Below are 13,332 nucleotides of genomic sequence, written 5' to 3' on the forward strand. Positions count from 1 at the left end.
AGAAAAATGGAAGAATTGAAAAATGGCTAAGAAAAGGTAAAATCGAAATTATTTTTTGATTTTAATACCAAGTTGTTCCGGGATAGATTTTCAAAGTTTTAGAATAAGGTCAATTGAAAACAAATAAATCAGTAGCTAAGAATAAACAACGTCAGTTTGGGCAAGGAGGACTTTTTAGCGTTCCGGTGCCGAGGAACGAGGTATGGCGGCGCAACGGAGAGAGCCAAGGTTCGCTAAACCGCCCGACTGCCCGAACGGGGCCCCGCGGCCTAGAACCAACATAGACCGTTTAATCGCATTAGCACCGCTACTTGAAAATGGCAATCTTTCAAAAGTAGAACCGTAAATAAAAAATAATTTAGTATAAATAATTCGAAAGCAAACTTAATTTAAAACCGTAAAACACTTTCTCCATTACTCGTAATATCAAGAATTTAACCTGGCTGCATGGAAAACCCAGTTACCCCCGTAGAATTGCCGGAAATAAGTTTTTACCCGCTGGGCGACGCAGCTATTGTCCTGGAATTCGGCGACCACATTAACCGGCTTCTCCACGGGTATATTCAAGCGTTTACCATGTACCTGGATCAGCATCCTTTTCCAGGATTGGTGGAATACGTACCAGCCTTTACTACTTTAACCGTATACTACGACCCGTGGGTAGTTAGTCAGCAAGGACTTCGGAATCCTTATCAAACGGTAGCAGCCTATTTAGCCGAAATGCGCTCGCATGTAAAAGCCCATCCTGAAACACCAGCCGCCAAAACAATCGAAATTCCGGTATGTTACGGGGGCAAATACGGTCCGGATATGGATTATGTGGCCCAATTACACGGTTTAAAGCCTAAAGAAGTAATTAAATTGCATACGCAAACCACTTACTTGGTGTACATGATTGGATTTGCTCCCGGCTTTCCGTATCTCGGAGGCATGACTCCCGAAATTGCCGCCCCGCGTAAAGATAAACCACGCGCGAAAGTGCCGGCCGGCTCAGTAGGCATTGCGGATAGACAAACCGGCGTATACCCCATCCAGAGCCCGGGTGGTTGGCAACTTATTGGCCGTACACCGCTTTTACTCTTTAACCCGCACCGCGATCCGCCCAGTTTGTTGCAGGCCGGCGATATGATCCGGTTTGTGGCTATCACCGAAAAACAATTCGAGAAAAAAAAGGCATTGGCTAATGGGCATTAAAATAATAAGTTCGGGTTTGCTCACTACCATTCAGGATGCGGGGCGGTTCGGATACCAAAAAGAAGGAATTATTGTTAGTGGCCCCATGGATGCCTTTGCTCTACGGGTAGCCAATTTGCTCGTCGGCAACGAAGAAGGAGCAGCGGGCATCGAAATTACCTTTCTGGGCCCTAAAATCTTGTTCGAAGCCGATCACCTTATTGCCCTTACCGGTGGCGAACTCTCACCAACAATTAACGGAGAAAAAATAAAAATGGACCGACCCATTTTTGTACCGCAAGGTAGCTTGCTGCAATTTGGTGCGCCGGGTTTAGGCGGCCGGGCCTACGTGGCCATTTCCGGAAGCTTTACTTTGCCGCAAGTGCTGGGAAGTTACGCTACTTTTTTAAGGGCCGAAGTAGGCGGCTTTAAGGGTCGGGCCTTGCAGGCGGGAGATCAATTGCTTTGTCCGGGACCAACTGCTATTGGAGAAAAGCTCTTACAAAATTTAGTAAAAGATAAATCAAATTGGGTGCAGGCTGCCTGGATGCCCACCCTCCGACTCTTCCCGCATCTGGAACCCCAGCCCACTCTACGGGTAATAAAAGGACCGGAATATAAGTTATTTACCCCAGCTAGTCAGCAAGCTTTTTGGGAGCAGGAATTTACCGTTACCACCGACTCCGACCGTATGGGTTATCGTCTGCAAGGTGTGCCTTTGATGTTAAATGAACCGAAAGAAATGATCTCCAGTGCGGTTACTTTCGGCACCATCCAGGTACCTCCGGAAGGCCATCCCATTGCCTTACTCGCTGACCACCAAACTACGGGGGGATATCCGCGTATCGGTCAGGTGATTACCGCAGATTTCTCGAAACTGGCCCAGGTTCCGTTGGGGCAGAAAATCCGGTTTCAGGAAATTTCGCTGGAAGAGGCGCAATACCTTTACATTCAACAGGAACTGCGGATACAGGAAATTAAACAGGCTATTGGGTATAAAGTAAGGTTTTAGGCTGTTTTTAATAACTTTTTACTTTACGTTTTTACTGTTGAAGGATTGCATCCTTTAAGGGAGCGGTGCTAATGCGGTTTAACCGTTCGTGTTTGCCTTCAGTCCCAAACGGGTAATTGATGCTAGTAGCTAACTAAGCTCCCGCCTCCCCGCGCAAGTGTTAAGCGAAGCGTCACTTGTGCGTAAGTACCCCAGTCAGTCTCCCGACTGACGGAAAATGGTTTGGTTTCCGCCAGTTGGGAGACCAATGTCATTCAGTTAAGGAATTCCGCTTATATCTTCATCCAATTCATAAGCCATTAATCACTAAAAAAGGAAGGCACGGAAGTAACTTCCACGCTATAGATTATATTTAAATAGCTTAACTTAATGACATTGGTTGGGAGACTGGCATTTGTCTGTAAGTCACAAGTCTCGCTCCGCTAAGACTTGCGCCCGCAAGGGCTACCATTATTCAAACTCCTGAACTGTAAATATAAACTTTCAAAATTTTAAAGTTAAGGCAAGTAAAAGCAAGATAAACCGTAACTAAGAATAAACTACGTCAGTTTGGGCGAGGAGAGCCTTTTAGCATTCCGGTGCTGAGGAACGAGGCATAGCGAAACGGAGTGAGCCAAGATTCGCTAAACCGCCCAACTGCCCAAACGGGGCCCTACGGCCTTAAGGTAACATAGACCGTTCAATCGCATTAACACCTACGCCTTGAAAGATGCACTCTTTCAACAGTAAAACAGGAGAAGACTCAAAAAATCATTAAAAATAAAGTTTTATTCATGGTCTTTGTATTTTTAAATCAACATGAAGAATAGAATTGCCATAAGCATAACCACCCTGCTGTTCCTAACAATAGTAGCCTGCAGTAAAAAAATGATTAGTACTCAAAATATACTAGTAGAAAATGGAGTGAGTAAAGCCTTGGCCGATTACCGGCAATCCGTTATCAGTCAGCTGGGGTATAGCTTGCATTTTACTATTTCAAACGGGAAAAGCGCCCCCATTCAAGGTCAGGAAACCATTCGCTTTCACCTCAAGAACAATAAAACTCTACTGCAAATTGATTTTAAAGAAAAAGCTGATCATCTACAGACGATAAAGGTAAATGGTCAAGATGTTTCTATTCACCACACAAACGAACACCTGGTTATTCCCTCCGAAAATTTAAAAATAGGTTGGAATACCGTAGATATAACTTTTATTGCCGGTGATTTGTCGTTGAACCGGAATGAAGAATACTTGTACACTTTGCTGGTGCCTGATCGGGCCCGCACCGTTTTCCCGGTTTTCGACCAGCCCAACCTCAAAGCCAGCTTTACCTTAACCTTAACGGTACCTAATGATTGGCAGCCTCTGGCGAATGCGCCGCTACGGGATTCTACTTCTACAGGAAATGCTAAAACCTACCGTTTTGCCCCTTCCGATACCATTAGTACGTACTTGTTTTCGTTTGTGGCCGGTAAGTTTAAGCGGGTAAGTCGGGAGGTAAACGGGCGCACCATGCATTTGCTGCACCGCGAAACCGATTTGGATAAGCTCCAATTAAGCCTCGGCCCTATTTTCCGGATTCACGGCGATGCCCTGCAATTTATGCAGGAATATACGCAAATTCCCTACCCATTTCAGAAGTTTGATTTTGTAGCTATTCCGGATTTTCAGTACGGCGGAATGGAGCACGTGGGCGCTATCGACTACAAAGCTTCTTCCTTGTTTCTGGATGATGGAGCTACGCAGGACCAGAAAATTTCCCGGTCTAGCCTTATTTCGCACGAAACCGCGCACATGTGGTTCGGTGATTTAGTAACCATGCAGTGGTTTAACGATGTGTGGATGAAAGAAGTGTTCGCCAATTTTATGGCCGATAAAATAACGCAGGTAGCAGAAGCAAATACCAATTATGATTTAAAGTTCTTGGTAGATCATTTTCCGGCGGCTTACGCCGTGGACCGTACGGCTGGTGCCAACCCCATCCGCCAGCAATTAAATAACCTGCAGGATGCCGGTACAATGTACGGCAACATTATTTACCACAAAGCTCCCGTAATGATGCGGCAACTGGAACGACTTATGGGTCCGGAGGCTTTCCGGAATGGCTTACGGGAATATTTAAAAAAATACGCCTTTAATAATGCTACCTGGCCCGACTTAATCCAAATTCTGGATGCCCATACGCCCGCCGACCTGAAAGCCTGGAACCAGGTTTGGGTAAATGAACCCGGTCGCCCGGTATTTAATTATGATTTAAAAACCGAAGGCGGTAAAATAACCGCGCTTACGATTTCCCAAAAAGCCGAAGATAATTCCGACCGGATCTGGCCTCAGATTTTTGAACTCACCTTAATTTACCCCGACCGGCAACAGGAAATTACCGTGCCCATGAACGCCCCCGAATTTACCGTACCCGAAGCAATTGGTGCGGCGGTACCTGGTTTTATTCTGTTCAACAGTTCGGGCCAGGGTTATGGCGTATTTCCTACGGATGCCGAAGTTGCCAAAGGTTTAGTTCATCTGAAAGACCCGGTAGCACGGGCTTCGGGGTACATTAGTTTGTACGAAAACATGCTCAATGGCCGTAGCGTAAACCCTAAAGATTTACTAAATTTTTACCGAGCTGCCCTTACCCAGGAATCTGAAGAACTCAATTTAAAACTAATTACCGGTAACTTGAGCAATATTTTCTGGCGATTAGTAAAACCAACCAACCGGCCTACCTTAGCCGCTGAACTGGAAAAAGAATTGTGGCAAGCCATGGAAAAAGCCTCGGCGCAGAACAACAAAAAATTATTATTTAAAACGTACCAGAGCATTGCGTTAACCGCCGAGGCGCAAAAGCAATTATACCAAATCTGGGAAAAGGAGCAGCCACCTACCGGGGTAAAACTTACCGAAGACGATTATACTTCCCTGGCCCAGGCGTTGGCTCTCCGGGATTACTCCAACAGTAAGCAAATTTTAACGCAGCAACTCACCCGCATCCAAAACCCCGACCGCCAGCAACGCCTCCAGTTCCTGATGTTGGCTTTATCCCCCGATGTCAGCGAGCGCGATGATTTTTTCTCTTCGCTGCAGCAAGAACAAAACCGCCAAAAAGAAGCTTGGGTAGTAAGCGCTCTTAGTTACCTGCATCACCCTTTACGTCAGCAAACTTCCGAAAAATACCTGCCCATGAGCCTGAACTTGCTGGAAGAAATTCAAAAAACCGGCGATATTTTTTTCCCATACTCCTGGTTACAAGCTACCCTGGGTAATTACCAAACGTCTACTGCCGCCACTACCATCCGGACTTTCCTACAGCAGCACCCCAATTACAACCCCAAACTTAAAGCTAAAATTTTACAAGCGGCAGATGATCTTTTCCGGGCGGAGCGATTAGTAAAATGAAAAAGCTCCCCTTTTGTTTTAGGAGGGATAAGTAGTTCTTTTGAAAGATTGCATCTTTCAAGGTTACTGTGCTAATGCGATTTAACCGTACGTGTTTGCCTCAAGGCCGGTGGGCCCCGTTCGGGCAGTCGGGCGGCTGAGCGAACCTTGGCTCACTCTGTTGCGCCATGCCCCGTTCCTCGGCACCGGAACGCTAAAAGGCCCTCCTTGCCCGAACTGATGTAATTTATTCTTAGCTACGGTCTTTCTGAATATCTGCTTCTTGTTGATTATAAGTATGTATTAGGCGAACAAGGCTGATTAAGTTAGACCTAAAGTTTAGAATACTTCTTCTGCTTTAACCCAAACGCGAATCTACAATCTTAAACCTCCCTGATAGTTAGTAGCTTTCAACTACATATTTATAAAAAGTCAAGAAATAAAAATGGCGGAAGATGGTATTATGACGTACGAAGTAATGGTTGGGAACTTAGATTCAGATCAATGTCGTTAATTAAGGGTATCAGAAGGAAAAAAGTCCCCCTTGAAAGGGGATTGGGGATGATTTAAAGTATCTGATCAAAGTTTGCATCAGTGTACTATCATTTATTAACTTAATGACACTGGGATACAGATTTGTGGTAAAACTACAAAAGCCAGCTGGAATTTACTTTTGAGCATGACGAAATCCTAAGCTGGGAAATTCAGGTATTAAAAGGGCCGGTTCCAAGTTGGAGGCCTGTTTTCAATTACCTTGCTTCTGCTTCTTTCATCCCGGGTAGCTTTTAAGCCAAAGCACGGCTTAGGTCAGGCTTATTTCCGGTCCGAAACCAGGATACATTGTTTACAAAAATTGGGTTCCCGCCATCCTCTTAAAAAATCTATCCGCGGCAATAATTTTTCATCGGTGTAGGGCATAATTAATTTATTATCCTGCCTGCCCAATAAGGGAGAAATATGGCCGGTACCATCCAAATCATAACCCGGAAAAGTATCGTAACACACAAGGGCTCCTCGGTGTTCGTTAATTCGGGATAACAAATAACTTAATGAAAATGCTTTTCGGATAGGAATGCCTAATAATCTGGCCTTTTCGTAACATTCTAATTCAAATCCTTTTAGCTCCAGATCCGGGAGGGTGTAGAACGATACGTTTAATCCGTATTCCCGGAGTACTATTGCCAGGGCAATGAGGTAGGTACCCTTTCGGTGACAGGCCTGCGGCAGACGTCCCGCATTTACCCGTATTCCAAAATAACGGAGTACTCCCCAGACCGCCATCGGGCCGCAAACACTATCGTAGCGCAAAATAGACTTAGGCGCACTCCAATAATAGGGGAAATTCTCGATCATCATGCAAGAAGACAGATTTCTAATTTACCAGCAACTACGCACCTATTCAGGTGTCGGTTGCTTTTATAAAATGGAAAATCCTGAATTTAACCCATTAATGCTACGTAAGGTGACTCAGGTATTCAGCTATTAGTGCTTAGACTTGTGCGCATTTAAGCAATTATTTAGCAATGGTATATTACCACCATCTCCACCTCCGGTTTAGTAAATTAATTTTATTTAATTACTTATTTTTAGAAAGTATTAACCTTGCTTAGATAGGGAAGATATTTTATTTTCTGCTTTTCTTTTAAAAGATAATTAAAAAGACAAAATAAATTATAATTGATGAGTTAGGAATAAGCTCCCCTCCTAAGTTTAGGAGAAATAGAGATAGTTGTTTTTTCACTGAAGCTGCACGTGAAAATGACTATTTTTTTGTTCAGGTACTTAGAATTGTGCCCGAGAAGAAATTTTCACCTGTTCCATCTAGCCCGGCAAAATATGTAGTGGTTCGCTATTAGGTGCTTATTGTTAGTTTAGTAAATTTCTAATGAGCCACAACTTCCTATAAATAATAATCTCAACTAATTTCGTTGAAGTACTTATCAAATACCTATACTAAACTTACCAGTAAGGTTTTCTAATCCTTAATCAACTGCTCCCCGTAAAACTACCCCATTATAACCCGTGAAAACAACAGCATGAAATACAGAAAACTAGGAAAAACCGGCATTGAAGTATCTGAAATTAGTTTAGGCACCTGGCAGGTGGGCGGCAAATGGGGTGAACCTTTCAGCCACGAAAACGCCGACCAGATTTTAAATGCCGCTCTAGATGCCGGCGTAAATTTTATTGATACCGCTGATGTGTACGGCGATGGGGAAAGCGAAAAGGCCGTAGGCCGGGTGGTAAAATCCCGCTCCGAATGGGTACACGTGGCTACCAAATGCGGCCGTCGCCTGAACCCGCACGTGAACGAAGCCTATACGCCTGATGCTTTACGAAAATTCGTGGAAGATAGCCTGCGCAACACGGGTCTCGAAACCCTGGACTTAATACAACTGCACTGCCCACCCACCGAGGTGTATTACCGGCCCGAAATATTTGAACTGTTCGACCGGCTGAAAGAAGAAGGCAAAATCCAGAATATGGGCGTGAGCGTAGAAAAAGTAGAAGAAGCCCTGAAAGCCATTGAATTCCCGAATGTAACCACCGTGCAGATTATTTTTAACATGTTCCGGCAACGGCCCGCCGAGTTGTTTTTCCGGGAAGCCCAGCGCCGCGACATTGGGGTAATTGTACGGGTGCCCCTGGCCAGCGGCCTGCTCACCGGTAAGTTCCGCCCCGAAACCAACTTTGCCCCCGACGATCACCGTAACTTTAACCGCAACGGCGAAGCTTTCGACAAAGGCGAAACCTTCTCGGGTTTGGATTATAACATTGGCCTGGAAGCCGTAGCAAAACTTAAAAAACTGTTCCCGAACCAGGAAAATTTAGCCCCCGTAGCCTTACGCTGGATATTGCAATTTGAGGCCGTCAGCTGCATTATACCAGGCGCCTCCAAACCCAGCCAGCTTACCTCTAACCTGCAAGCCCTGGAAGTACCCGACCTCACCCCGGAGCAACTGGAAGGCGTAAAAGCAATTTACGAGGCTAAGATTAAGCCGCTGGTGCATTATAGTTGGTAGGTGCAATTTGGCTAAATATAAAAAGATTAGCTTATCGAGCATACTCGTGTTAACCTCTGTTGTAGAAGAGCATTATTTAATAAATTTTCTAAATGCTGAAATGATTTGAAATATAAAAAATGCTAAAACAATCTTTTGCAAAGCGTCCCAAAGATAGGCCCAAAAGCCTAAAGTGATGTTTGCTTCCGAATCAAATATTCTATCTAGTGTTCTTGCTGGATTTATTAATTGTGGTAAGACGTAACTAAAATTAGCGAATTCTATTATTGTTTCAGCAACTTCAAAACAATTTCTTGCAGGTTTTAATAATAACTTATCAGATGCGGTAAGGATAATTAAAAAATAAAAAATTAAAGTTATTATTAGAACCTGTTTTATTGGTTTTACCCAATTCAGTCCAAAGTCATTTGTCTTTCCTAACCAAAGTATTATTCTATTTTGGTTAAGAAATTTAGCTTCGGTGCTAATTTGTTTTTCATAGCTTTTTAGTTCAGCAGCTTGAAACTCTAAAGCATGAATTTTATCACCTTGTTTTTCAAGAGCTTGTTTTAATTGCCGATAAATCTCCCTCTTCCTTTTGTTTTTATCAGAATTCTCCGGCATTGATGGTAAAAGACTTGTATCAACAAACCATGCAACACCTGAAGTAATTATTTCACTAACCTGTGAACTTATAATATCAACAGAATCAAACCTTTTCAGAGAAACATTAAAAAATTGAGCTTTACCCAGGTTAGAATTATAAACCTGAAACTCAGAATTTGTATTTGGTATACCTGCACTTGAAGATAGAATGAGATTGCCAAAATTAATAAAATACTTAAAAGTTAATTTATGGAATTGGCATAAATTGAATACAAAATTACCCTTATGGTTATCACCTTCAATTTTCGCCTCCTTAAATGAACAACTACTAAACTGTACTGTTCCTGTCAAGCTTTGAGATGCAGCATTCAATAAAGATTCAATTTCTTGATTTGCTCCGTTTAAAGTGAAACTGATACCAAAATTTACCGAACTTATATATATATTCTTAAATCTACCTAATAATCCATCCTTGTTATCTTCAAAATCAATCTGAACTGATTTTTTAAAATTATCTCTGCGTATAGTTAATGAGCCGGAAGATTTTACTCCTTTAATATAAACATCATCATTAAAGTTATTTTCATTAAAAACAATACCATCAGTACTTTCGCCGCCCCAAATATGAACATCTTTTTCAAATTCAGTATTTGTAAAAGTTATACCACTAACATTTATAGATTGGTATCTAACCTTAGAATGTACTTTTGATTTATGAATTCTTATTATTCCATTACCATTTAATCTTGTATTACCAACGTCTAATTTCTTTTCAAAAGTAGAACCCTCAATATAAATACCTCCTTTTTCTGTTATCAATTTAGAAATATTCAATTCATTAATTAATGATTCTTTAATATTAACACCTCTTTCAAAATGATTATTCTGTTTAAATTCAAGCTTCGATATTTCACATTTATTAATAATTAAACTTGTTGATTCGTTAGAAAATTCTTTATTAAAACCACTTGCTTTTGAACCATAAAAACCGAGCTTTTTATCAAACGTGGAATTATCAAAACTTACACCTATACCCAAATTACAATGCTTAAAACAAAAATTATCTTTAAAATTTACATTTGTTAATTTGGCAAATGTACATTTATAATCTTCTGAACTAATAACAATATCCCCTGACACTGTACTATCTTTAATTTCTACAATTTGACCAGGTTTATTGAATAATTTAATAAATTCTTCACTGGAATATTCAAAAGTCCTAGGTGGAGTGATTGAAGAGTATCTAATCTTTATATTTTTAAATTAAATTTATCCTTACTTAATAAATTTATATCTCTCAATTATAAAATATATGTAAGCTTTTAACTACCAGTTGTCCCATTTATAAACGTATTCACGAAGTCAATAATCTTATTTAAAATTCTATCCCCTACTTTTTTGCGTTGCAGGATGGTTGGTTTATCTCCTTGAATCAAATCCAAAACTTCGTCGCGTAAGGGGGCGCGTTCGGCGAAGAGGTAATCTTCTATTATTTTTTCGGTTTTGTCTTCCGCTAGGTTTTCTTCTTTAACAAGTTCTTGAAAGGCTTTTACTTGTTCGGTATTCCAGTACTTTTCAAATTCTTCTTCTATTTCTTCGCTGTCTTCTAGATTAGGTAAGTTTTCGGCGATAAATTTTTCAATTAGTTCGCGTTTGCTGCGTAAGCTGGCTTCGCCGGAGAGCAGATCTATAATTTCTTTCTTCTTCTTTTCCTGGTCTTTTGGCTTGGCATCTTTTAGTTTAGCCAGCAATTTTAAAATATAGGTTACGTTTATCTCGTCGCGGTGCAAAAGTTCGAGTTCAAAGTCTACGTCTTCGAGAATAGAAACTTTTTCTTTCTGGTGGTCGGATTTTACTTTGTCGTGGAGGTCGAGGTATTTGCTTTTGTAGTCTTCGAAATGCTGCTCGGCCATAGCCAAATCTTCCCACTTAAAATCGGCAAAAGTGGTGAGTACGTTTTTAATCCGCATCAGCTCCCGGAATGCTTTTATAAATTCCAGTTCGTCTTCTTCGGTTTGTAAATCATTAACGCTGTTTACTGTAGGCGCAATTTTTAGGAGTTGGATAAAGGCTTCGGTGAATTTCTTCGCGTAATCTTCGTAAGGCTCCATGATAATAATGTCCTTTGCGTCTTTGTTGCTAAAAAGAGCAATAGCATCATCGGTGGCCTTTTTGAGGTTGCGGAACACCACAATATTCCCTTGGGATTTTTGTTCGTTTAAAATCCGGTTGGTGCGGGAATAAGCTTGTATCAGGCCGTGGTATTTTAAATTTTTATCAACGTACAAGGTGCTTAGCGTAGGACTGTCGAAACCGGTCAGGAACATATTTACTACCAACAGAATATCAATTTTCCGCTCTTTTACTTTTTTAGAAATATCGTTGTAGTAGTTGTAAAACGATTCGCTGTCTTTGGTAGAGAATTTGGTATCGAATAATTTGTTGTAATGCCCGATAAACTCATCCAGCTTTTCGCGGCTGTGAGATTGCAAACCATACAAAACGCGGGGTTCTTCGGCTACCGATAGTTCTTCGGGTAAAAAGCCGTTGGCATCTTTATCGTCTTCATTGGTGGCGTAGCTGAAAATAGTAGCAATTTTTAAATGATGCTGCCCAGCTTCCTTTTTCTGGTGCAGAATGTCGTAGTATTTAATCAGGGTTTCGACGCTGCTCACGCAAAACATGGCGGTAAATTCGCGATTGTGGGTTTTGCGGGCGTGATTGGCTAGAATGTAATCGGCAATTTTATCTAAGCGCACCGGCGATTCCATTAATTCTTTGGTATCAATATCTTCTACCTCAATATCAATGTGGTTTGGGCTGTCGTCTTTTTGTTTGTAGCGGCCTACGTATTCTACCGAGAATTTTAAAACGTTTTCGTCTTTTATGGCATCGGTAATCACGTATTTGTGCAGGCAGTCGCCGAAAAGCTCGGTGGTGGTGCGTTTGCCTAATTCATTTTTAACGGCATTATCGGCAAAAATAGGCGTGCCGGTAAACCCAAATAATTGAATGTTCCGGAAGAAGGCTTTAATGCGGTTGTGGGTTTCGCCGAACTGCGAACGGTGGCACTCGTCGAAAATAAAGATAATTCGTTCGTCTTTCAGCTTTTCCATTTTTTCTAAATACTGCTTTTTGCTAATGGCCGTATTTAGTTTTTGAATGGTGGTAACAATGAGTTTGGTATCGTCGGAGAACTGTTTTACCAGGGCTTTGGTGTTATCGATGCCATCGATGCTGCCTTTACTGAAGGAGTTAAATTCTTTGGTGGTTTGGTAATCTAAATCTTTGCGGTCTACTACAAAAACAACTTTTTTTACTTGCGGCAGACTGGTTAAAATTTGGCTGGCCTTAAACGAGGTAAGGGTTTTACCCGAACCGGTGGTATGCCAGATGTAACCGTTTTTCTGGGTGTTTTTTACCCGGTCAATCAAGGCTTCAACGGCGTAGAATTGGTAAGGCCGTAGCACCATTAATATTTTATGTGCCTCGCTGAGTACAATGTACTTGCATATCATTTTAGAAATATGGCAAGGCTCTAAAAACTCGCTGGTAAAGCCATTTAAAATATTGGTTAAGCGTTTGTTGTGGGCATCGCTCCAGTAAAAGGTTTGCTTAAACGATTGGTTTTTATTGTTGGCGTAGTACTTGGTGTTTACCCCGTTGCTGATAACAAATATTTGCACGTACTGGAACAAAGCCGAATTAGCCCCAAACGAATGGCGCTGGTAACGGTTTATCTGGTTAAAAGCTTCTTTTAGTTCCAGGCCCCGGAGTTTCAGTTCTATTTGTACCAGGGGCAAACCGTTTATTAATAAAGTAACATCGTAACGGTTTTTGTATTTGCCTTCCACGCTTACCTGTTGCGTTACCTGAAACTGGTTTTGGCACCAGTGCTCGGTATTGATAAACTCGAAGTATAAGTTATCGCCGTTATCTTTTATAATGTGCTGCTTTTCCTGGAGCGTTTTGGCTTTCTCGAAAACTGAACCTTTGTTCAGAATATTTAAAACTTTCTCAAAGTCTTTAGCCGTGAACTGAATATTGTTGTGTTTTTCGAGTTGGGCTTTTAAATTGGCTAACAGGCCTTTTTCGTCTTTCAATAATACCAAGCTGTAGCCCAATTTTTGTAATTGAGTCACTAACTGTTCTTCTAATACTTGTTCGGGTTGTTTAGCCATATTT

General features: G+C 41.6%; 7 protein-coding genes. 4 read left to right on the forward strand and 3 right to left on the reverse strand.

What is annotated here, in order from left to right; genetic code table 11:
* Positions 1-447 precede the first annotated feature (447 nt).
* From pxpB to HUW48_RS18905, 3 genes are all read left to right on the forward strand, one after another.
* A complete protein-coding gene (pxpB, locus tag HUW48_RS18895) occupies positions 448-1,194 on the forward strand; it encodes a 5-oxoprolinase subunit PxpB (protein ID WP_182412424.1) in 747 nt (248 codons plus the stop codon).
* Positions 1,184-2,185, forward strand: a complete 1,002-nt coding sequence (locus HUW48_RS18900) for a 5-oxoprolinase subunit C family protein (protein WP_182412425.1) — start codon at positions 1,184-1,186, stop codon at positions 2,183-2,185. The genes pxpB and HUW48_RS18900 overlap by 11 nt, the downstream gene beginning before the upstream one ends.
* A gap of 798 nt (positions 2,186-2,983) precedes the next feature.
* Positions 2,984-5,560: a M1 family aminopeptidase gene (locus HUW48_RS18905; RefSeq protein WP_182412426.1), complete on the forward strand. Its 2,577-nt coding sequence runs from the start codon at positions 2,984-2,986 to the stop codon at positions 5,558-5,560.
* A 792-nt stretch (positions 5,561-6,352) separates the two neighbouring features.
* Here HUW48_RS18905 and HUW48_RS18910 read toward each other — a convergent pair.
* Entirely contained in the window at positions 6,353-6,895 is a 543-nt protein-coding gene (locus HUW48_RS18910; RefSeq protein ID WP_182412427.1) for a hypothetical protein, read from the reverse strand.
* Between the two features lie 680 nt (positions 6,896-7,575).
* On the opposite strand from HUW48_RS18910, the gene HUW48_RS18915 reads away from it, so the two are divergent.
* On the forward strand, positions 7,576-8,562 hold the full coding sequence (locus HUW48_RS18915) for an aldo/keto reductase (protein ID WP_182412428.1): 987 nt from the start codon (positions 7,576-7,578) through the stop codon (positions 8,560-8,562).
* 72 nt (positions 8,563-8,634) lie between these two features.
* Here HUW48_RS18915 and HUW48_RS18920 read toward each other — a convergent pair whose 3' ends face one another.
* A complete protein-coding gene (locus tag HUW48_RS18920; protein ID WP_182412429.1) occupies positions 8,635-10,287 on the reverse strand; it encodes a hypothetical protein in 1,653 nt (550 codons plus the stop codon).
* Positions 10,288-10,469: 182 nt separating this feature from the next.
* Complete coding sequence (locus tag HUW48_RS18925; protein WP_182412430.1) at positions 10,470-13,328, reverse strand: type I restriction endonuclease subunit R; 2,859 nt, start codon at positions 13,326-13,328, stop codon at positions 10,470-10,472.
* Positions 13,329-13,332 lie beyond the last annotated feature (4 nt).

Source organism: Adhaeribacter radiodurans, assembly GCF_014075995.1.
Lineage (GTDB): Bacteria > Bacteroidota > Bacteroidia > Cytophagales > Hymenobacteraceae > Adhaeribacter > Adhaeribacter radiodurans.